Below are 19,312 nucleotides of genomic sequence, written 5' to 3'. Positions count from 1 at the left end.
CAGTCGAACACACCCTTCCAAGGGAGAGGTCTTGGCGAGCGCGAATTTCGACCCAACGAAGGCGGAGGCCAGCCCGGCCGAGCGCCTGATCGAGTTTCCCGACAATCGGCTCCTGATCGACCTCTGCGGCGGTTTCGACCGCAATCTCGCGGCGCTCGAGGCGGGGTTCGACATCGTCATCGCCCGGCGGGGCAACCAGCTCTCGCTGCACGGGCCCGCCGACGGGGTGGAGGGCGCCGAGGCGGCGCTCACCGCGCTCTACCAGCGACTGGAGGCCGGCCGGCCGGTGGAGAAGGGCGATGTCGACGCGGCGATCCGGCTTCGCGGCGAAGCGCAACCGCCCGATCCCGGCCAGCTCGAGATGTTCCGCGGCGGCAAGGTGGAGATCCGCACCCGGAAAAAGGTGGTGGAGCCGCGCACCGCGACGCAGCGCGCCTATGTCCAGTCGCTCTTCCGGTCCGAACTGGTCTTCGGCGTCGGGCCGGCGGGCACCGGCAAGACCTATCTCGCGGTCGCCGCCGCCGTTTCGATGTTCTCGGAGGGCAAGGTCGACCGCATCGTGCTTTCGCGCCCGGCCGTCGAGGCGGGCGAGCGGCTCGGGTTCCTGCCCGGCGACATGAAGGAGAAGATCGACCCCTACATGCAGCCGCTCTACGACGCATTGGGCGACCTGCTGCCCGGCCGCCAGGTGCAGAAATACATCGAGGACAAGGTGATCGAGATCGCTCCCCTCGCCTTCATGCGCGGGCGCACGCTCTCCGACGCCTTCGTGGTGCTGGACGAGGCCCAGAACGCCACCGAGATGCAGATGAAGATGTTCCTCACCCGCCTCGGCGAAGGCGGGCGCATGGCGATTACCGGCGACCCGAGCCAGATCGACCTGCCGCGCGGCGTCGGCTCCGGCCTCGTCGAGGCGGAGCGCGTCCTCAAGGGCGTTCCCGGCATCGAGTTCGTGCGCTTCGCCGCCGAGGACGTGATCCGCCATCCGCTCGTCGCCAAGATCGTCAAGGCTTACGATGCGGACGGGGAACGCGGGGCGGCGCCGCGCGAGGCATGAGCGGGGCATGACGATCTCCATCGAGTTCAACGTCGAGGACCCGGCCTGGGACAACGCCGCGCCCTGGTATCGCGAAGTCGCGCTTCGCGCCGCCGAACAGGCGCTGATCGCCGCCGGGCGCACGCCGCCGGAGGCCGAGATCAGCGTTCTCCTCTGCCACGACGCGCGCATTTCGGAACTCAATCGGGGCTTTCGCGGCAAGGCGGCGGCGACCAACGTGCTGAGCTGGCCGGCGCACGCCCTCGCCCCGCCGCGCCCCGGCGCGCACCCCGCCCCGCCGCCCGACGCCACCCTCGGCGACATCGCGCTGGCGCGCGAGACCATTGAAACCGAGGCGCGGGAGCAACATCTCTCGGTCGAGCGACATTTCGCGCACCTCTTTGCGCATGGCGTTCTCCATCTTTTAGGCTATGACCACGAGACCGACGCGGACGCCGAACTGATGGAAGGGCTGGAGCGTCGGGCGCTCGGCGCGATGGGGATCGCCGATCCCTACGCGGTCGCGCGCTGCTGAAGCCTGCGGCGCGCCGCGGCGGATTGGAGACGATGGCAGAGGACAGATCGCCCGAAACGGGCGCCAGGGACCAGAACGCGGCCGCGGGCGAGGAACGCGGCGACGAAGCGCCCGAGGACGAAAACGGACGACAACGCGGATTTCTGGCGCGTCTTCTCGGTCTGAGCAACGGCCATGAGGTCGGCGCCGCCGAAACCGCCGAAACCGCGAATGAGCGCGCCCTTCTCACCAATGTCCGCATGATGCGCGGCCAGCGGGTCGACGACATAATGATCCCCCGCGCCGATATCGTCGCGGTGGAGGTCAACGCGAGCCTGGCGGAGCTGACGGACGCGTTTCGCGCCGGCGCCCATTCGCGTCTCCCGGTCTACCGCGAGACGCTCGACGACCCGGTCGGCTTCGTCCATGTGAAGGACGTCGCGCTGGCGCGCGGCTTCGCCGGCGGGGACGCGGCCGAAGCGGAGGCGGCGAAGCCGTTCCGGCTGGAGGATATCATCCGCCAGATGCTGGTCGTTCCGCCGTCGATGCTCTCGGGCCGGCTGCTGCAGCGCATGCAGCAGCGGCGCATCCACATGGCGCTGGTGGTCGACGAATATGGCGGCGTCGACGGGCTCGTCACGATCGAGGACCTCGTCGAGCAGATCGTCGGCGATATCGAGGACGAGCATGACGAGGCGGACGAGGAGGCCTGGCGGCGCGAGGCCCCTGGCGTCTACGCGGCCAACGCCCGCGCCGAGCTCTCCGATTTTGAGGCGGAAGCCCGCGTCGACCTGTTGCCCGACGATCTCGACGAGGAGGTCGACACGCTCGGCGGACTGGTGTTCATGCTCTCAAACCGGGTGCCGGAGCGTGGCGAGGTGATCCGCCACCCCGACGGCCACGAATTCGAGGTGATCGACGCCGATCCGCGGCGCATCAAACGGCTGCGGGTGCGGCTCTTCGATGCCGAGCGCGCCGCGACGGAAGCGGCGGAGTAGCTCCGGCCATGCGCGTCGGCGGCGCACTGGACGCGCGCGCGCCGCGCCTCCGGCTCGCCCTGACGGCGCTCGCGGGGGCGCTGATGGCGCTCGCGCAACCGCCCCTCGGGTTCTGGCCGGCCTTCTTCCTCGCCGGCCCCCTGCTCTATCTCCTCTGGAGCGCGGCGCGGGCGGACGAACGCCCCGGCCGGGCGGTCTTTTTCACCGGCTGGGCGGCGGGCGCGGCGCATTTCGCGCTGGCGCTGCACTGGATCATCGAGCCCTTCCTGGTCGACGCCGCCCGCCACGGCTGGATGGCCCCTTTCGCGCTCCTGCTCATGGCCGGCGGCCTCGCGCTCTTCTGGGCGGCGGGGTTCTGGCTCGCCTGGCGGCTCGGGCGCTTCATCGGCGGGCCGCTGGCGCTCGCCGCCGCCTGGGCGGCGGCGGAGTTCGCGCGGAGCTACGTTCTCACCGGCTTTCCCTGGGCGCTGCCCGTCTATGGCTGGGTCGAGACGCCGCTCGCGCAGGCGGCGGCGCTGATCGGCCCTTACGCGCTGAGCTTCCTGACCTTCGCCGGGATGCTTGCGCCGGGCGCGCTGCTGCGAAAGCCGCGCGCCTTCGCGCCGGCGCTGCTGACACTTCCGGCGCTCTCTCTCCTCTGGGTCTGGGGTTGGGCGCGCCCGCCCGTCCCCGCCCCCGCCCCGGACGGGGCGCGCCCGCTGATCCGCATCCTCCAGACCGACATCGACCAGAATGAGAAATGGGCGCCGGATCAGGCGAAGCCGATCTTTGAACGGCTTCTCGCGCTCTCCGTCGACCCCGAAGGGGAGCGGCCGGCGCTCGTCATCTGGCCGGAAAGCGCGGTGACCTTCCCGATCGACATGGCCCCCGGCGCGCAGGTCGCAATCCGGGCCGCGCTGGGGCCGAGCGCCCTGGCGCTCGGCTCGCTCCGGCTCGACAAGGGCCCCGAAGCGAAGATCGAACGCGGCGCGCGCTGGCGCAACAGCCTCTTCGTTCTCGGCGCGGACGGCCTTTCGGAGCCGTTCGACAAGGTGCACCTCGTGCCTTTCGGCGAATACCTGCCGCTCGGCGACTTGCTTTCGCGGATCGGGCTCTCCAGCATCGCCGGGATCGGCGGCGGCATCGTTCCGGGCGATGGCCATGCGCCGATGCGCGCCGCGGGCGTCCCGCCCTTTGCGCCGCTGATCTGCTATGAGATGATCTTCCCGCGTGAAACCGCGCACGCCGCTTCGGGCGCCGACTGGCTCGTGCTCGTCACGAATGACGGCTGGTTCGGCGGCTGGGCCGGGCCGGCGCAGCATTTCGCCATGGCGCGGATGCGTGCGATCGAAACCGGGCTGCCCGTCGCCCGCTCCGCGAACCGGGGCCGCTCGGCCATGATCGATCCCTATGGCCGCGCTCTCGCCGCAATCGGGCGTGGTCGCGACGGCGCGTTCAACGTGCGCTTACCTGATTCGATTCCCCCGCCGCCTTATTTTCGTCACGATGAACTATTTACAACTCTCATGCTCTGCGCCGCGCTCCTCATTTCAACTCGGGGTCGGCGCCATGACGACTAGAAGGCGAGCGACGCGAGAAACTGTTTGGAAACCTGTTTTCGTCGCGTTTAGCTGCCGGCCGCAATAACCGGACCGACGACCGGCGCCGGCGAATATTGGGTGAGCGCACGCCCCGTTCGGCCGGCGCGCCGCCGGCGACGTGGACGCGCCGAAGAATTGAAGGGGATTATTGTGTTGAAGACGCCGAATCCGGTCGACGTTCATGTCGGCTCGCGCGTGCGGCTCCGCCGAATGACGCTGGGCATGAGCCAGGAACGGCTGGGCCGCCTGCTCGGCCTGACATTCCAGCAGATCCAGAAATACGAGAAAGGCGCGAACCGGATCGGCGCCAGCCGGCTCTTCGCGATCTCGCGGGTGCTCGACGCGCCGATCCAGTTCTTCTTCGACGAATTGCCCGACGAGGCCGCCGCCGGGCTCGCCAAGGACGCGCCGAAGCGCAAGGCCGAACAACCCGGTGATATCCGCGTCGCCGACTACGTCGCCACCGCCGAGGGGCTGGAGCTGAATCGCTCCTTCCACCGCATCACCGACCAGGCGACGCGCCGGCATCTCGCCGAACTCGTGCGTTCCGTCGCCGGCGAATCGTGAGCCTCGTCGGTTGACCCGCCTTCGGCGCGCGCATAAACCCGCGCGGGACTTTCATCCGATCCCTCTAACCGGATCGACGCATCACCTCGGAGGGCGACGCGATGGCGCGCAGTGACTATCTTTTCACTTCTGAATCCGTTTCTGAAGGCCATCCGGACAAGGTTTGCGACCGCATCTCCGACGCCGTGCTCGACGCTTTTCTGGCCGAAGACCCCGAGGCGCGCGTCGCTTGCGAGACGCTCGCCACCACCAACCGCGTCGTGATCGCCGGCGAGGTGCGCGGCCCCGCCACCGTGCTCCGCCAGGTCGAGGAGATCGCCCGCCAGTGCGTGCGCGACATCGGCTATGAGCAGGACGGCTTTCACTGGGCCAACATGGAGGTGGAGCAGCATCTCCACGCGCAGAGCTCCGACATCGCGCAGGGCGTCGACAGCGCCGCCGAAAAGGACGAGGGCGCCGGCGACCAGGGCATCATGTTCGGCTACGCCTGCGACGAGACCCCGGAACTGATGCCGGCCCCGATTCACTTCGCTCACGCCATCCTGCACCGTCTCGCAGCGGTGCGGAAATCCGGCGCCGAGCCGACGCTCGGCCCGGACGCGAAATCGCAGATCACCGTCCGCTACGCCGACGGCAAACCTGTCGGCGTCTCCTCGATCGTGCTCTCGACCCAGCATCTCGACTCGTCGATGACCTCAGCGGATGTCCGCGCCGTCGTCGAGCCGCATATCCGTGAGGCGCTTCCCGAGGGCTGGATCGTCGATGAGACGGTCTGGCACGTGAACCCGACCGGCAAGTTCGTCATCGGCGGCCCCGACGGCGACGCCGGGCTGACCGGCCGCAAGATCATCGTCGACACCTATGGCGGCGCCGCGCCGCATGGCGGCGGCGCCTTCTCCGGCAAGGACCCGACCAAGGTCGACCGTTCGGCCGCCTACGCCGCGCGCTATCTGGCGAAGAACGTCGTCGCGGCGGGCCTCGCGGCGCGCTGCACGCTCCAGCTTTCCTACGCGATCGGCGTCGCGCGGCCGCTGTCGATCTATGTCGACACGCACGGCACCGGCGAGGCCGACGAAGCCGCCATCGAAAAGGCGGTGGCGAAGGCGATGGACCTGACGCCGCGCGGCATCCGCACCCATCTCGAACTCAACCGGCCGATCTACCAGCGCACCGCCGCCTATGGCCATTTCGGCCGCGCGCCGGATAACGAGGGCGGCTTCTCGTGGGAGCGGACCGACCTCGCGGAGGCGCTGCGGGCCGCGCTCTGAGTCGGGCCCGGCGTCGACTCCCGCACCGGCATGGGCAAGCTCACCCCGCGTGAGGACGGCGCGCCCTGGCGCAATTTCTACGGGCGCCGCCACGGCAAGACCCTGCGAAAGCACCAGCAGGCGCTTCTGGACGAACGCCTGCCCGAACTCGCCCCGCCCGGCGTCGCCTGGGCGGAAAACCCCGAGCGTCACCCGGTCGACTTCAGGGCCCTCGCCCCCGGCGCGCGCGAGACATGGCTGGAGATCGGCTTCGGCGGCGGCGAGCATCTGGTCGCGATGGCGGCGGCGAACCCGGATGTCCTGCTGATCGGGTGCGAGCCCTTCGTGAACGGCGTCGCGATGTGCCTTTCCGCCATAGAGCGCGCCGGCCCGACGAATATCCGCCTCCATGCCGGCGACGCGCGGGAGATTTTCGACGTCGCGCATGACGGCGCCTTCACCCGCATCTTCGTCAACTACCCCGACCCTTGGCCGAAGACGCGCCATCACAATCGCCGCTTCATCGGCCCGGACAACCTGCCCCACCTCGCCCGGATCGCCGCCCCCGGCGCCCGGCTCCACATCGCCTCGGACATTCCCGACTACATCCGCCACTCGCTGGAGGCGGTGCGCCCCTTCCCCCAGTTCCGCTGGACGGCCGAGCGCCCCGAAGACTGGCGCCGCCCCTGGCCCGACTGGCCCGGCACCCGTTATGAAGCGAAGGCGCTCAGGGAGGGCCGGACGCCGTGTTATCTGACGTTTGTGAGATGTTGAGGGCGGCCACCGTCAGCGTTCATCTTGACGAGGAAACAGTGGCCCTGCGAACGAAGCGGCTGACCGCATGATGTCGGCTGTCCCCATATGTATCCACATTATGGTTCTTGTCTGATGTCGCACAACAACCGCCACGGGAGACATTGTGTCTCCATACTAATTAGTTGCGAACTGAGGCCACCAACTCATTTTGTTCCTTAATCCACTTATCCAGAGATGAAGGCCCTTCAGGAATCAAAGCCGAGGTTATGTTAAGGCACCGTACAAAAAGCTTCGGGACCAGATTGTGGTGCGAATCTCGGACGTTCGGCACGTAGCCATGGGCATCTCTGTTTCGAATGGTCTTTGTCAGGAAATGGAAGGCTGCCCGGACGATCTGTCGATCGTCTTCTCTAAATTCCCGAATTTCCATTAACTGGGAAAGAAAAGAGGTCGGAGGGTTCCCCGACATTCTCGTAATATCGCCAAGCGTCCTATAACTGGATACCGAAACCGTCCCACAACTGCGCCAGCACGTGTTATATTCTCGCGCCCATTCCTCAATATCTGCGTCGGGGTAGCGCCCCACACATATTGACCTACGAATATCAATATTGTTCAAGAGACACAGGCCCTTCAATCAAAACTCCATTCCAGCAGAGAACTGAATCCAACAGATCAGGCGTCCAAAGGTCGGGTCTATATCCATTTTCCAAGAATATTCGAAGCACTCACGTGGCACCGGGACGAATTTTAAGCGATCAGGAATCCATCGCACCAGTCTGGATCGATGTACAAGCACCGCTCCAGCGGTTATCTGCAATTGACCATCCTCATTGATGTCTCGCATCTATGCAGCCTCCTAAGTTGGCTCGCCCTCAAAGTGGCCAGAACACCAGAATCGACGGAATCGAAACCGCGATCACCAGCACTTCTAGGGGCAACCCCATGCGCCAGTAGTCCCCAAAGGCGTAGCCGCCGGGGCCGAGGATCAGCGTGTTGTTCTTGTGCCCGATCGGAGTGAGAAAGGCGCAGGAGGCCGCGACCGCCACCGCCATCAGGAAGGGGTCGGGCGAAACGTCCAGCGATTCCGCCATCGAGATGCCGACCGGCGCCGCGACGATCGCGGTCGCGGTGTTGTTCAGCACGTCCGAGAGCGACATCGTCACCACCATCAGCACCGTGAGCGCGACCCAGACCGGCGCCCCCGCCGTCAGTTGCGTGAGCCAGCCGGCGATCAGCGTGGTCCCGCCCGACGATTCCAGCGCCGCGCCGAGCGGGATCATCGAGCCGAGCAGCACGACGACCGGCCATTCGATGTGATTATAGACCTCGGAAAGCGGGATGATCCGGGTGATCGTGTAAAGCGCGACGACGACGCCCAGCGCGACCGGCATGTAGACGAGACCGAAGCTCGCCGCGGCCACCGCCGCCGCGAAGATGCCGATCGCGGCCCAGGTCTTGCCGTCCTGCGTCACCGCCAGCCCGCGCTCCGCCAACGGCAAGCAGCCAAGCCATTGCGTAACGTCGCGCGCCGTCTCCGCCGGGGCGAGAAGAAGCAGAATATCGCCGGGGCGCACGACGGTCTTCCTGACCTGCTCGGTGATCCGCTTTCCGCTCCGCGATATGCCCATCAGCACCGCGTCGCGCCGCCATGAAAGCCCGATGGATTGCGCGGTCTTGTCGGCGATGCGCGCCTGCTCGGGCACCACCACCTCGAACAGTTCCACGCCTTCGGAGGCGGCGTCGAGCCGCTCCTGCTTCTCGCCCTCGGAAAAGGTGAGGGAAAGCGCGCTCCGGAACTCCTCCAGCGCCTCCGGCGTCGCTTCGATCACCAGGGCGTCGCCGGCGCGGATCACGATGTCGCGCGCCGTGCCGTAGCGGCGCTTGCCGTCGCGCACGAGTCCGATGATGGCGACATCGGCGCTCTCCGCCTCATCGTAAAGCGCGCGGACCTGCTTGCCGATGATCCCCGCCTCCTCCGGCACGCTCAGTTCGGCGACGAACTGCTTCAGATCCATGAGGCTCTCGCCGGCGCTCGCGTCGTCGCGCCTCGGGATCAGCCGCCAGCCCACCAATGCGACGAAGACAAGCCCGGCGATGGCCGCGATCGCGCCGACCGGGGCGAAGTCGAACATCCTGAAGGGGGCGCCCAGCCGCTCCTGCCGGATCGTCGCGATGATGATGTTCGGCGGCGTTCCGATCATCGTCACCATGCCGCCGAGGATCGTCGCGAAGGAAAGCGGCATCAGGCTCAACGCGACATTCCGCTTCGCCTTCTTCGCGGTCTGGATATCGACCGGCATCAGCAGCGCCAGCGCCGCGACATTGTTCATGAAACCCGAGAGCACCGCCCCGACACCGCCCATGATGGTGATGTGCTGGCCGAGGGGCCGGGCGCTGTCGATCAGCGTGCGGGTGATCAGAAAGACCGCGCCCGAGCGCACCAGCCCGGCGGAGACGACGAGGACCAGCGCGACGACCAGCGTCGCCGGGTGGCCGAACCCTTCGAACGCCTTCTCCGATGGCACGACCCCGGCGAGAACCCCGACCAGAAGCGCCCCGAAAGCCACGAGATCATAACGCCAGCGCCCCCAGATCAGAAGCGCGAAAACCCCGCCGAAAATGACGAAAAGGATGATCTGGTCGTTCGTCATCAGGCGCGCTCCTCAAAACCCTCGACATGCGGCGCGGCGCGCGGGCGTCAAGACGACCCGCGTCATTCCCGCGCCAACGGGTGCTTTTCCGTGACCAGCGCCTTCAGCCGCTCTTCCTGAACATGGGTGTAGATCTCCGTCGTGGAGATGTCGGCATGACCCAGCAGCTCCTGTATGGAGCGCAGGTCGGCGCCGTTCGCCAGCAGATGCGAAGCGAAGGCGTGCCGCAGCGTGTGCGGCGAGACCCGCTTCGGGCTGATGCCCGCCGCCGCCGCCAGGTCCTTCACCATCTGGTAGAACCGGACCCGCGTCAGATGCCCCGAAGCGCCGCCGCCTGGAAAGAGGAACGCGCTCTTCTTCAGCTTCGGATCCGCGTCCCGCAGCGCCAGCCAGGCGCGGAGCGCGTCGCGCGCGGGGGCGGAGAGCGGGGTCAGCCGCTCCTTCCCGCCCTTGCCTTTCACAAGGATCATCCGCGGATCGCCCCGCGCCGCCGCCACCGGCAACGAGACGAGCTCGCTCACGCGCATCCCCGTCGCGTAGAGAAGCTCCATCAGGCAACAGGACCGAAGCCCGTCTTCGCGCGCCGCCTCGATGAGCGCTTCGACCTCCGCCATCGACAGCGTCTTCGGCAACGGCCGGCGCTTTCGCGGCCCCGTCATCCGCGCTGCTGGGTCGTCTTCGCGCCACCCGTCGTCATAAAGGAAGCGATGGAGCTGACGCGCCGCCGAAAGCCGTCGCGCCCGCGTCGCCGGGGCGCGGCCCTCCGCCTCCAGCGCCGCCAGCCAGCTTTCCAGCGCGTCCCGCCCGGCGTCGAGCAACGTCCCGCCCGCCGCCTCTACATGCGCGGCGTAGGCCGAGAGATCGCGCGCGTAAGCGCTCACGGTGTTGTCGGCGGCGCCCCGCTCCGCGCGCATTGAATCAAGGAAAAGCGCGATCAGGCGCTCCGCGCGCGGCGGCGTTTCCGGCGCTGGCGCCATCTAGTCGCTGAAGCCGACGCCGACCGCCGGCGCCTCGATCGGCCCGGTCTTCGGCGGCAGGTCCGCGAGATAAGCGTAACCAACCAGTCCCGCGCCCGCGAGAACAGCAAGAATCAGGAGAAATCCGAACAGCCGCCGCAACATCGCATCGCCTCGATCACCCCGCTTGGCCCTCGCCAGCGTCGACGGGAGCGGTTAAACCCCGGCGCGCCACCCTGTTCCTGATCGCGAATCTAACGGGCCGGGGCCTGCGGCGCAACGCGAGGAGAAACGCCAGCGCATGTTGGACGACGCGACAAAGCTCCGGCTCCGCCGTCCGGTCGCCCTGATCGGGCTGATGGGATGCGGCAAGACCACGGTCGGCGCCCGGCTGGCCGACCTGGTCGGCGCGCCGTTTCGCGACGCCGACGCCGAAATTGAGACGGCGGCGGGCATGACCGTGCCCGAAATCTTCGCCAGATACGGCGAAGCGGCCTTTCGCGACGGCGAGCGGCGGGTGATCGCCCGCCTTCTGGCCGCCGGGCCGATGGTCCTCGCCACCGGCGGCGGGGCTTACATGGCGCCGGAGACCCGCGCCGCGATCAGCGCGGCGGGGGCTGCGATCTGGCTCCACGCCGATCTGGAGACGCTGGTGCAGCGGACCGCGAGGCGCAAGCATCGCCCGCTCCTCAACGCCGGCGAGCCGCGCGCCATCCTCGCCGAACTGATGGCCGCGCGCTATCCGCTTTACGCTGGCGCGGAGATTCGCGTCGAGAGCACAAACGCCGGACGCGCGGAGGATGTGGCGCGCGACGCGCTCGACGCCATTCTCGCCTATGACGCCACGCGCCCCCCGGCGCTCAGATTGATGGAGACGCGACCGTGAGCGCACAGACTTCGACCGAGACCCTGCGCGTCGCCCTCGGCGCCCGCGCCTACGACATCCGCATCGGCCCCGGCCTGATCGCCCGCGCCGGGGCGGAGGTCGCCCCCCATCTCGCCCGGAAACGCGTCGCCGTCGTGACCGACGAGACCGTCGCCACCCTGCATCTCGACGCGCTCCGCGCCGGGCTGGCGGACGCCGGCGTGACGGCGGAGCCGATCGTGCTTCCCCCCGGCGAAGCCACGAAATCCATGTCCGGGTTCGAGCGCCTGCTCTCGGCGCTGCTCGATCTGAAGATCGCGCGAGACGACATTATCCTCGCCTTCGGCGGCGGCGTGATCGGCGACCTCGCCGGTTTCGCCGCGGCGACGCTGCGGCGCGGCGTCGGCTTCATCCAGATCCCGACCACGCTGCTGGCGCAGGTCGACAGCTCGGTCGGCGGCAAGACCGGGATCAACGCGCCCCAGGGCAAGAACCTGATCGGCGCCTTTCATCAGCCGCGCCTCGTCCTCGCCGACACCGATGCGCTGAGCACGCTCTCGAAGCGCGAGTTTCTCGCGGGCTACGCCGAGACGGTGAAATACGGCCTGCTCGGCGACGCCGCGTTCTTCGAGCGGCTGGAGCACGACGGCCCGGCGCTGGCCGCCGGCGACGAGGCGGCGCGGATCGCCGCGATCCGCCGCGCCTGTGAGATGAAGGCGGCGATCGTCGCCCGCGACGAGACCGAGACAGGCGAACGCGCGCTGCTCAATCTCGGCCACACCTTCGGCCACGCGCTGGAGGCGGCGACCGGCTATTCGCAGCGCGTTCTCCACGGCGAAGGCGTCTCGATCGGCGTCGCGCTCGCCTTCGAGCTTTCGATGCGCCTCGGCCTCTGCCCGCAGGAGGAGCCGAGCCGCGTGCGCGCGCATTTTCGCGAAATGGGGCTGAAGACCGCGCTCGCCGATATCGACGGCGACCTCCCCGGCGCGGACGACCTGATCGAACTCATGGGCCAGGACAAGAAGGTAAAGGACGGCCGGCTCGTCTTTATCCTCGCCCGCGCCATCGGCGACGCGTTCATCGCGCCCGAAGTTCCGATGGCGGCGGTGAAAGCCGTTCTGACCGACGCGCTGGCGGAGCGGCGCTGACGCGCGCTCAGGCGGCGCCGGACGTGAGATCCTCGCGCGCGGCGGCGAAAACCGCTTCGAACATCTCCGTCGTCAGACGCCGCGTGTTGGTGTTGTAGCGCGAGCAATGATAGCTGTCGCGCAGCGTCAGCCCGCCGATGCTGTAGCGCGCGCCATGTCTGAACGGATGCGCCGCGACGCGCGCGCCGAGGGCGCGCAGCGTGCTTTGATGGCTGATGACGCCGAGCGCGACGATCATCCTGAGATTGGGCAACGCGGCGATGCGCGCCTTCAGGAAATCCCGGCAGGCGTTGATCTCCGCCCCGACCGGCTTGTTCTGGGGCGGCACGCAGCGCACCGCGTTGGTGACCATCGCGCTCTTCAGCCGCAACCCGTCATCCGGGCGCGCGTCGAACGCGCCGTTCGCCCAGCCGAACTTCGTCAGCGTCGCATAGAGCAGATCGCCGGCGTAATCCCCGGTGAAGGGCCGTCCGGTGCGGTTCGCGCCGGTGACGCCCGGCGCCAGCCCGACGACGAGAAGCTCCGCCTCCTCGTCCCCGAAGCTGGCGACGGCGCCGTTGAACCAGTCCGGGTGCGCCGCCGCCACCTCGTCGCGGTACGCGGCGAGGCGCGGGCAGAGCCGGCAATCGCGCGGCGCTTCCGCCGCCGGGCTCACTCGCCGGCGACTTCGACTTCCGCTTCCACGCTCTCGTATTCACCGTCCGGCGCCGGGCGGGGCGGGCGCCCGATGACATCCCTCAGCTCTTCGAGCTCGATGAAGTTGTCGGCCTGACGGCGCAGATCGTCGGCGATCATCGGCGGCTGGGAACGGATCGTGGAGACGACGGAGACGCGCACCCCGCGACGTTGCACCGCAGCCACCAGCGGCCGGAAATCGCCGTCGCCGGAAAACAGCACCATGTGATCCATCCGTTCGGCCATCTCCAGCGCGTCGACCGCCAGTTCGATGTCCATGTTGCCCTTCACCTTGCGCCGGCCCATCGAGTCGATGAACTCCTTCGCAGGCTTGGTGACCATAGAATAGCCGTTGTAATCGAGCCAATCCACCAGCGGCCGGATCGGGGAATACTCCTGATCCTCAAGCAAAGCCGTATAATAGAAAGCCCGGACAAGTTTGCCGCGCCGTATGAACTCGCTACGCAGAAGCTTGTAGTCGATATCGAAACCGAGTGAACGTGCCGCAGCGTATAGATTCGAGCCGTCGATAAATAGCGCCAGTCGCTCGTCACGATAAAACATTCTCACACCTCGAAATGTAATGCGGCCTCGGATAAGTCTGCGCGTGACAGAAATCCCGGATAACCACCAGCACCGCGCAACCTATGTCAATGTCACACGAATGCAATGGCGGCGTCGGTGAATAATCCCCCGGCTGACGGCCGCGTGATCCTCGCCCTGGGGGCGAACCAGCCCTCGCGCAGCGGCGCGCCCAGAACGACGCTGGAGGCCGCCCTCGCGCGCCTCGAGTCCGTTGGCGTGCGCGTCGCGGCGCTCTCGCGCTGGCGCCGCTCGCCGGCGTTCCCGCCCGGCGCCGGCCCGGATTTCGTGAACGCCGCCGCCCTGCTTGAAACGGGCGTTTCGCCCGAGGCGCTTCTCTCGCTCCTGCACGAAGTCGAGCGGGCGCTCGGGCGCGAGCGCCGCCGGCGCTGGGCGCCGCGGGTCTGCGACCTCGATCTCATCGCCCATGGCGACCGCATCGCGCCCGACGCGGAGACGCTACGCGCCCTGATGGCGCTCGGCCCGAAAGCGGGCGAGGTTCCGGCGCCCGATGAGCTGATCCTGCCGCATCCGCGGCTGCACGAGCGCGCCTTCGTTCTCGCCCCGCTCCTTGATATCGCGCCGGACTGGCGCCACCCGCTGACCGGGCGGAACGTGACGGAGATGCTCGCCGCCCTGCCGGCGGCGGCGCGAGACGAGGTGGAGGTGATCGCATGAACGCCGCTGACAAGACGGGGGCCGAAGAAGACGCCCTCGCCGAAGCCTATGAGCGGGCGCTGGCGCTGGAGAAGGCCGGCGACGGCGCCGCGGCCGCCGCCTGGGCCGAAGTGCTGGCGCTCGACGCGGCCGATCCGGGCGGCGCCGCGCTCCGCCTCGCCGCGCTCCGCGCCGGGCCGCTCCCGGACCGCGCCCCGGCCGCCTATGTCGCGACGCTCTTCGACCAGCACGCGGAGGTGTTCGACGGCATCCTCGTCGATCAGCTCGAATACGGCGCGCCGCTGCTGGCGCGCGAACGGGTTCAGGCGAAAGGACTCGGCCCGTTCGGGCGAATGCTCGATCTCGGTTGCGGCACCGGGCTGGCGGCGGAGGCGTTCGAGGACATGACCGGCGCGCGCACCGGCGTCGACCTCGCCCCCGGCATGATCGAGATCGCCGACGAGAAGGAACTCTATGACGAGCTTTTCGTCGGCGACGCCGTAGGGTTTCTGGAGGCGGCGCGCGGCGCATGGGACCTGATCGTGGCCACCGACACGCTTCCCTATCTCGGCGACGTCGCGCCGCTCTTTCGCGGCGTCGCGGCGCAGGCGGCGCCCGGCGCGCTCTTCGTCTTCAGCACCGAGACGCTGCCGGAGGCGGCCATCGCCGGAAAGGGCTGGGTCGTCACCCCGCACCAGCGCTTCGCACACCCGCGCGGCGCGCTGGAGACGCTCCTGACCACGCTCGGCTTTCAGGTGCTGGAGGCGACTTCGATCATGGTCAGGCGCGAATCCGGCGCGCCGATCGACGGCCATCTTTTCCTCGCCCGCGCGCCCGGCTGAGCCCCGGACCGGACGCGGCGAAGCCGCGTTTTCGCGCGACCGCCGCAGGTTAACAGAACACTAATTTTCTGGTTTCTCTTTAATACCAACGTCTTGACCCCCTTATCGCGTGCGATAACGCACTTTTTGCGCGAACCGCGCCCCCTGCAGCGTCCAGCCGGCGCCAAGGTTTGACAGCGAGGCGCGGAAGCGGGAGAAGAGGAACTGCTGCGCTGCGGAAGGAAAAGGATCTCCCCGATGAAGAAAGTCCATGATGACGCGGCTTCCGCCCTCGACGGGCTGCTCTTCGACGGCATGACCATCGCCGCCGGCGGCTTCGGGCTTTGCGGGATACCGGAGCTGCTGATCGCGGCGATCCGCGACAGCGGGGTCAAGAATCTCACCATCGCGTCCAACAACGCCGGGGTGGACGATTTCGGGCTCGGCCTGCTGCTTCAGACCCGGCAGGTGAAGAAGATGCTCTCCTCCTATGTCGGTGAAAACGCCGAATTCATGCGCCAGTATCTCTCCGGCGAGCTGGAGCTCGAATTCAACCCGCAGGGGACGCTCGCCGAGCGCATGCGCGCCGGCGGCGCCGGCATCCCGGGCTTCTACACCAAGACCGGCGTCGGCACGGTGATCGCCGAGGGCAAGGAAGTGAAGAATTTCGACGGCCAGGATTATATCCTCGAGCGCGGCATCGTCGCCGACCTCTCCATCGTGAAGGCGTGGAAGGCGGACGACACCGGCAATCTGGTTTTTCGAAAGACGGCGCGGAACTTCAACCCGCCCGCCGCGATGTGCGGCAAGGTCTGCGTGGCGGAAGTGGAGGAGATCGTCCCGCGCGGCAGCCTCGATCCCGACAAGATCCACCTGCCCGGCATCTATGTGCACCGCCTGATCCAGGGCGAGCACGAGAAGCGGATCGAGAAAGTCACCAGCCGCAAGCGCGAGGAGGCCTGAACCATGCCCTGGGACCGCAATCAGATGGCGGCGCGCGCCGCGGAAGAGCTCGAAGACGGCTGGTACGTCAATCTCGGCATCGGCATCCCGACGCTGGTGGCGAACTATGTCGGCGACAAGGACATCACCCTCCAGTCCGAGAACGGCATGCTCGGCATGGGCCCCTTCCCCTATGAGGGCGAGGAGGACCCGGACCTGATCAACGCCGGCAAGCAGACGATCACGGAATTGCAGCGCACCGCCTATTTCGACAGCGCGACCAGCTTCGGAATGATCCGCGGCGGCAAGATCGCCGCCGCGATCCTCGGCGCGATGGAGGTGGCGGAGAACGGCGACCTCGCCAACTGGATGATCCCCGGCAAGCTGGTGAAGGGGATGGGCGGCGCCATGGACCTCGTCGCCGGCGTCGGCCGGGTCATCGTCATCATGGATCACGCCAACAAGGCGGGTGAGTCGAAACTCCTTAAGGAATGCACCCTGCCGCTGACCGGGAAGGGCGTCGTCGATCGGATCATAACCAATCTCGGTGTTTTCGACGTCGTGACAGGCGGGCTGAAAATCGTCGAGATCGCAGACGGCGTGACGATCGACGAAATCCGCAGCAAGACCGAGGCGAGCCTGGTCGACTGAACGCCGCCGCCAGGGGCGGCGCCTCACTCGACCGGCGGAAGCGCCGCCACGACGCAAGGCGCGCGCGGGTCCGTCGGCGCCATCAGGCAGAGCGTCCGCGCCTCGTTATAATAGCTGAGCACGATCGGCACATAGTCCCGCGTCTCGGGGTAAGGCGGCACGCCCTTGTGGCGCAGCACGGCGTTCTCGCCGGCATTGTAGCCGGCCAGCGCGAGAAGGCCGTCGCCGTCGAACATCGTCAGCAGCGTCGACAGGTAATCGGCGGCGCCGCGCAGGTTGTCGCCCGGCGCGAACGGGTCGGAGACGGCGAAACGGCGGGCGGTCGCCGGCATGAGCTGACCGAGACCGAGCGCCCCGGCCGGGCTCACCGCGCGCGGATCGCCCCCGCTTTCGGCGGCGATCACTGCGATCAGCAGCGCCTCCGATATCTGCGCGCCCTGCGCGGCCGCAGCGATCTCGGCCCGCCATGTTTCGCTGACCTCCTCCACCAGCGCGCGCCGCGACAACCCGCCGAGCCGCCCGCCGGCGGTCGCGGCGAGCGGGACAAGCCGCGCCGGATCAGCCGCCTTCAGGTCGGCGGAGGCCTGACGCCAGAACCACCCGTGACGCGCCACGCGCCGGATCGCGCCCGGCGGCGTCACGCTCCTTGTCGTGGTGATCGTAAGGCGCCTGCGCACCCCCAGTTTCGGCGGCTTCACCAGTTTGAAGCTCCGCGTCCGAACTTCGGCCGCATCGACTGTCGGCGGCGCCGATACGGCGAGAAGGCTCGCGGCGAGCGCGAGCGCAACGGGAATCCTCATCCGAATCATCGCAGAATCACCGCGCCGCGCCAAGACGGAGGCGGCAAACGAGACCCTCGCATGCCGTTCAAGCACGCAAACTCGCCGCCATTCATGCATTTGGCGTGAATGCATGAATGGAGATATCCCACGCCGAGGCAGCACAATGCTCCTACAAATATATGAAAATATTGTATTATTTTTCCCACCACTCCACCGGTTAGACATGACGCCCATTCCAGTTACGCTTCTTGATATGTATAACTTCCTTTCAAGACCGCCAGCGAAGTGCTATCTGACGTTTTGACGTTCAATGAATGAACCTAATGGTTGGATCGACGACGAAGCTGGTTGTCGCGTGGTCCGCGCCAGCCGATCTGGCGCTTTGCGTCCTGCCTGACCCGCGACGATAGAGCATGTGGAGAGAATGACATGCGGAAGTCTGTGAAGAAAGTCCTCCGGTTCGCCGCCGACGAAAGCGGCGCGGTGACGGTCGATTGGGTCGCGTTGACCGCTGCGGTCGTGGTGATCGGTATTGGCCTGACCTATGCCGTCTTCGGGAATCAGACGAGCGGGATCGGCGGCCTGGTCACCAACCTGACCAACGAACTTTCCCAGGCGGCGACCAATATCGACGGCGCCGTCGCGACGTCTCTGCCCGATCCGGCAGGCGGCAATGGCAATGGCGGCGGCAGCGGCGGTTAGGGACGCGGCTTGTGACCAGGCGGCAAGCCATGGCGTCACTGCTCAACCATGACGGCCGATAGCGCGGCACGGTTCATTACCCGAGGTTTCGCTCGTCTTTTTGCCACAATTTTGTTTAAAATGCAACCGCATGAGGAGTGACTTGCGGGATTCTGCGGCGCCGGTGGCGGCTCAGGATCACGGTGTTTTGGGTTAAGAGGAAGCAGGGGCGTTCCATGCGAGTTGTCGCGCTGATCATCCTGATATTCGGTGTCGCCCTTGCCGGCGGCGCGGTGTTTTTCGCTTCGGAACGGTACGCCGCAATCGAAGCTGCGCTGGCGCAGCAGGCAGCCGATGCGGCTGCGCCAGTCGCAGAGCCACAGATCGAGACCACGCCGATAATCGTCGCCGCCAGGGCGCTGCGCTATGGTGAAACGCTGAACGCGGACGCGGTGAAAGTGGTCAAGTTTCCGCAGGAAGCAGCGCCCGCCAACGGCTTCGCCACGATGGAAGAGCTTTTCGGCGCGGAGGAGGACAGCGGCGCGCGCATCGTTTTGCGCGCGATGGAGCCGAGCGATCCGGTTCTCAGAACCAAGGTAACGGGGTTTGGCGAGCAGGCGATGATTTCCGCCCAGCTTACGCCGGGAATGCGGGCCTTCACTCTCCGTATCGATACGGTCTCAGGCGTCGCCGGATTCCTGCTGCCGAACGATCGGGTCGACGTGTTCCTGACCCGTAGCGACAAGGATGGGCTTACGACGAACCTCATCATGCAGAACGTCAAGGTGATCGCGGTCGACCAGTTCGCCGGGCAGGATTCGAACCGCGCACGCGTCGCCCGCACCGCAACGGTGGAGGTAACGCTGGATGACGCGCAGAAGCTGGCGCTCGCGCAGCAACTCGGCCGCATCTCACTCAGCCTGCGCCAGATCGACGAAGACGCGACGACGGTGGAGTCGAAGCCGATAGACATCGATGACATCGTCACGCGAAGCGCAGCCAGCCAGCCCGCGCCGCCGGTGAAGAATCTGTGCGTGCGGAAGGGAATCGACCTGATCTGCGACGATGTCGCTCCCGCGCCGAAAACTGAATAGATACATTAAGAACGCATCCTAACTCATAGTTTTGCTTGCGTTTTATCTTTCTATCCGTAGAGTGGCCGTTAGGCGCGCGCATCGGGCGTGCGGGAAACGGGGTCTG

21 protein-coding genes are annotated in these 19,312 nt (G+C 67.3%); 15 read left to right on the top strand and 6 right to left on the bottom strand.

Annotated features, from left to right (window positions below; genetic code table 11):
• Nucleotides 1-31 precede the first annotated feature (31 nt).
• The 7 genes from G5B40_RS18450 (at nucleotide 32) to trmB (ending at nucleotide 6,716) form a co-directional block, all read left to right on the top strand.
• Complete coding sequence (locus G5B40_RS18450) at nucleotides 32-1,057, top strand: PhoH family protein (RefSeq protein WP_165101799.1); 1,026 nt, start codon at nucleotides 32-34, stop codon at nucleotides 1,055-1,057.
• Nucleotides 1,058-1,064: 7 nt separating this feature from the next.
• A complete protein-coding gene (gene ybeY / locus G5B40_RS18445; RefSeq protein WP_246209624.1) occupies nucleotides 1,065-1,571 on the top strand; it encodes an rRNA maturation RNase YbeY in 507 nt (168 codons plus the stop codon).
• 32 nt (nucleotides 1,572-1,603) lie between these two features.
• The gene (locus G5B40_RS18440) at nucleotides 1,604-2,548 is read left to right on the top strand and encodes a transporter associated domain-containing protein (protein WP_165101797.1); all 945 of its coding nucleotides are present in this window, start codon (nucleotides 1,604-1,606) and stop codon (nucleotides 2,546-2,548) included.
• Between the two features lie 8 nt (nucleotides 2,549-2,556).
• The gene (gene lnt, locus G5B40_RS18435; protein ID WP_165101794.1) at nucleotides 2,557-4,107 is read left to right on the top strand and encodes an apolipoprotein N-acyltransferase; all 1,551 of its coding nucleotides are present in this window, start codon (nucleotides 2,557-2,559) and stop codon (nucleotides 4,105-4,107) included.
• Nucleotides 4,108-4,278: 171 nt separating this feature from the next.
• The gene (locus tag G5B40_RS18430; protein WP_165101791.1) at nucleotides 4,279-4,695 is read left to right on the top strand and encodes a helix-turn-helix domain-containing protein; all 417 of its coding nucleotides are present in this window, start codon (nucleotides 4,279-4,281) and stop codon (nucleotides 4,693-4,695) included.
• A gap of 101 nt (nucleotides 4,696-4,796) precedes the next feature.
• Nucleotides 4,797-5,963 (top strand): methionine adenosyltransferase, encoded by a 1,167-nt coding sequence (metK, locus tag G5B40_RS18425; RefSeq protein WP_165101788.1) that lies wholly within the window; start codon nucleotides 4,797-4,799, stop codon nucleotides 5,961-5,963.
• A 30-nt stretch (nucleotides 5,964-5,993) separates the two neighbouring features.
• Nucleotides 5,994-6,716 carry a tRNA (guanine(46)-N(7))-methyltransferase TrmB gene (trmB, locus tag G5B40_RS18420; RefSeq protein WP_165101786.1) on the top strand — a complete coding sequence of 241 codons (723 nt, stop codon included), beginning with the start codon at nucleotides 5,994-5,996 and terminating at the stop codon, nucleotides 6,714-6,716.
• 857 nt (nucleotides 6,717-7,573) lie between these two features.
• On the opposite strand, the gene G5B40_RS18415 is transcribed toward trmB, so the two are convergent.
• The 3 genes from G5B40_RS18415 to G5B40_RS18405 all read right to left on the bottom strand — a co-directional run bounded on the left by G5B40_RS18415 (nucleotide 7,574) and on the right by G5B40_RS18405 (nucleotide 10,473).
• A complete protein-coding gene (locus G5B40_RS18415) occupies nucleotides 7,574-9,352 on the bottom strand; it encodes an SLC13 family permease (protein ID WP_165101783.1) in 1,779 nt (592 codons plus the stop codon).
• Nucleotides 9,353-9,414: 62 nt separating this feature from the next.
• On the bottom strand, nucleotides 9,415-10,329 hold the full coding sequence (locus G5B40_RS18410) for a site-specific tyrosine recombinase XerD (RefSeq protein WP_165101780.1): 915 nt from the start codon (nucleotides 10,327-10,329) through the stop codon (nucleotides 9,415-9,417).
• Nucleotides 10,330-10,473 carry a hypothetical protein gene (locus tag G5B40_RS18405; RefSeq protein WP_165093521.1) on the bottom strand — a complete coding sequence of 48 codons (144 nt, stop codon included), beginning with the start codon at nucleotides 10,471-10,473 and terminating at the stop codon, nucleotides 10,330-10,332.
• A 136-nt stretch (nucleotides 10,474-10,609) separates the two neighbouring features.
• Here G5B40_RS18405 and G5B40_RS18400 point away from each other — a divergent pair, with 136 nt between their 5' ends.
• A complete protein-coding gene (locus G5B40_RS18400) occupies nucleotides 10,610-11,194 on the top strand; it encodes a shikimate kinase (RefSeq protein ID WP_165101777.1) in 585 nt (194 codons plus the stop codon).
• A complete protein-coding gene (aroB, locus tag G5B40_RS18395) occupies nucleotides 11,191-12,321 on the top strand; it encodes a 3-dehydroquinate synthase (protein ID WP_165101775.1) in 1,131 nt (376 codons plus the stop codon). Before G5B40_RS18400 ends, aroB begins: the two co-directional genes overlap by 4 nt.
• Nucleotides 12,322-12,328: 7 nt before the next feature.
• On the opposite strand, the gene G5B40_RS18390 is transcribed toward aroB, so the two are convergent.
• Together G5B40_RS18390 and G5B40_RS18385 are read right to left on the bottom strand one after the other, a co-directional pair.
• Nucleotides 12,329-12,976, bottom strand: a complete 648-nt coding sequence (locus G5B40_RS18390; RefSeq protein WP_165101772.1) for a uracil-DNA glycosylase — start codon at nucleotides 12,974-12,976, stop codon at nucleotides 12,329-12,331.
• On the bottom strand, nucleotides 12,973-13,560 hold the full coding sequence (locus tag G5B40_RS18385; protein WP_165101769.1) for a LabA-like NYN domain-containing protein: 588 nt from the start codon (nucleotides 13,558-13,560) through the stop codon (nucleotides 12,973-12,975). The genes G5B40_RS18390 and G5B40_RS18385 overlap by 4 nt, the downstream gene beginning before the upstream one ends.
• Nucleotides 13,561-13,677: 117 nt before the next feature.
• On the opposite strand from G5B40_RS18385, the gene folK reads away from it, so the two are divergent.
• The 4 genes from folK (at nucleotide 13,678) to G5B40_RS18365 (ending at nucleotide 16,649) form a co-directional block, all read left to right on the top strand.
• Nucleotides 13,678-14,256, top strand: a complete 579-nt coding sequence (gene folK, locus G5B40_RS18380; protein WP_246209622.1) for a 2-amino-4-hydroxy-6-hydroxymethyldihydropteridine diphosphokinase — start codon at nucleotides 13,678-13,680, stop codon at nucleotides 14,254-14,256.
• A complete protein-coding gene (locus tag G5B40_RS18375) occupies nucleotides 14,253-15,077 on the top strand; it encodes a class I SAM-dependent DNA methyltransferase (RefSeq protein WP_165101763.1) in 825 nt (274 codons plus the stop codon). The genes folK and G5B40_RS18375 overlap by 4 nt, the downstream gene beginning before the upstream one ends.
• Nucleotides 15,078-15,314: 237 nt before the next feature.
• Nucleotides 15,315-16,019 (top strand): CoA transferase subunit A, encoded by a 705-nt coding sequence (locus G5B40_RS18370; protein WP_165101760.1) that lies wholly within the window; start codon nucleotides 15,315-15,317, stop codon nucleotides 16,017-16,019.
• A 3-nt stretch (nucleotides 16,020-16,022) separates the two neighbouring features.
• Nucleotides 16,023-16,649 carry a CoA transferase subunit B gene (locus G5B40_RS18365; protein WP_165101758.1) on the top strand — a complete coding sequence of 209 codons (627 nt, stop codon included), beginning with the start codon at nucleotides 16,023-16,025 and terminating at the stop codon, nucleotides 16,647-16,649.
• Nucleotides 16,650-16,672: 23 nt separating this feature from the next.
• Here the strand turns inward: G5B40_RS18365 and G5B40_RS18360 are convergent, their stop codons facing one another.
• Nucleotides 16,673-17,449, bottom strand: coding sequence for a lytic transglycosylase domain-containing protein (locus tag G5B40_RS18360; protein WP_165101755.1), 777 nt, complete (start codon nucleotides 17,447-17,449; stop codon nucleotides 16,673-16,675).
• Nucleotides 17,450-17,860: 411 nt separating this feature from the next.
• On the opposite strand from G5B40_RS18360, the gene G5B40_RS18355 reads away from it, so the two are divergent.
• Both G5B40_RS18355 and cpaB read left to right on the top strand, forming a co-directional pair.
• The gene (locus tag G5B40_RS18355) at nucleotides 17,861-18,133 is read left to right on the top strand and encodes a hypothetical protein (RefSeq protein WP_179961571.1); all 273 of its coding nucleotides are present in this window, start codon (nucleotides 17,861-17,863) and stop codon (nucleotides 18,131-18,133) included.
• Between the two features lie 215 nt (nucleotides 18,134-18,348).
• On the top strand, nucleotides 18,349-19,206 hold the full coding sequence (gene cpaB / locus G5B40_RS18350; RefSeq protein WP_165101753.1) for a Flp pilus assembly protein CpaB: 858 nt from the start codon (nucleotides 18,349-18,351) through the stop codon (nucleotides 19,204-19,206).
• Nucleotides 19,207-19,312: the final 106 nt, after the last annotated feature.

It is taken from the genome of Pikeienuella piscinae (assembly GCF_011044155.1).
In the GTDB taxonomy this organism is placed as follows: Bacteria; Pseudomonadota; Alphaproteobacteria; order Rhodobacterales; family Rhodobacteraceae; genus Pikeienuella; species Pikeienuella piscinae.
Note: the sequence above shows the minus strand (reverse complement) of the source record. Positions and strands in the feature narration are given on the sequence as shown.

Bases quoted from the DNA above. Each gene is read 5' to 3' on its own strand.
- metK (WP_165101788.1), top strand. From the start codon at position 4,797: ATGGCGCGCAGTGACTATCTTTTCACTTCTGAATCCGTTTCTGAAGGC.
- G5B40_RS18355 (WP_179961571.1), top strand. From the start codon at position 17,861: ATGCGGAAGTCTGTGAAGAAAGTCCTCCGGTTCGCCGCCGACGAAAGC.
- cpaB (WP_165101753.1), top strand. From the start codon at position 18,349: ATGCGAGTTGTCGCGCTGATCATCCTGATATTCGGTGTCGCCCTTGCC.
- G5B40_RS18440 (WP_165101797.1), top strand. From the start codon at position 1,604: ATGGCAGAGGACAGATCGCCCGAAACGGGCGCCAGGGACCAGAACGCG.
- G5B40_RS18365 (WP_165101758.1), top strand. From the start codon at position 16,023: ATGCCCTGGGACCGCAATCAGATGGCGGCGCGCGCCGCGGAAGAGCTC.
- lnt (WP_165101794.1), top strand. From the start codon at position 2,557: ATGCGCGTCGGCGGCGCACTGGACGCGCGCGCGCCGCGCCTCCGGCTC.
- G5B40_RS18415 (WP_165101783.1), bottom strand. From the start codon at position 9,352: ATGACGAACGACCAGATCATCCTTTTCGTCATTTTCGGCGGGGTTTTC.
- G5B40_RS18385 (WP_165101769.1), bottom strand. From the start codon at position 13,560: ATGTTTTATCGTGACGAGCGACTGGCGCTATTTATCGACGGCTCGAAT.
- G5B40_RS18405 (WP_165093521.1), bottom strand. From the start codon at position 10,473: ATGTTGCGGCGGCTGTTCGGATTTCTCCTGATTCTTGCTGTTCTCGCG.
- ybeY (WP_246209624.1), top strand. From the start codon at position 1,065: ATGACGATCTCCATCGAGTTCAACGTCGAGGACCCGGCCTGGGACAAC.
- G5B40_RS18375 (WP_165101763.1), top strand. From the start codon at position 14,253: ATGAACGCCGCTGACAAGACGGGGGCCGAAGAAGACGCCCTCGCCGAA.
- G5B40_RS18400 (WP_165101777.1), top strand. From the start codon at position 10,610: ATGTTGGACGACGCGACAAAGCTCCGGCTCCGCCGTCCGGTCGCCCTG.
- G5B40_RS18360 (WP_165101755.1), bottom strand. From the start codon at position 17,449: ATGAGGATTCCCGTTGCGCTCGCGCTCGCCGCGAGCCTTCTCGCCGTA.
- trmB (WP_165101786.1), top strand. From the start codon at position 5,994: ATGGGCAAGCTCACCCCGCGTGAGGACGGCGCGCCCTGGCGCAATTTC.
- G5B40_RS18410 (WP_165101780.1), bottom strand. From the start codon at position 10,329: ATGGCGCCAGCGCCGGAAACGCCGCCGCGCGCGGAGCGCCTGATCGCG.
- G5B40_RS18370 (WP_165101760.1), top strand. From the start codon at position 15,315: ATGAAGAAAGTCCATGATGACGCGGCTTCCGCCCTCGACGGGCTGCTC.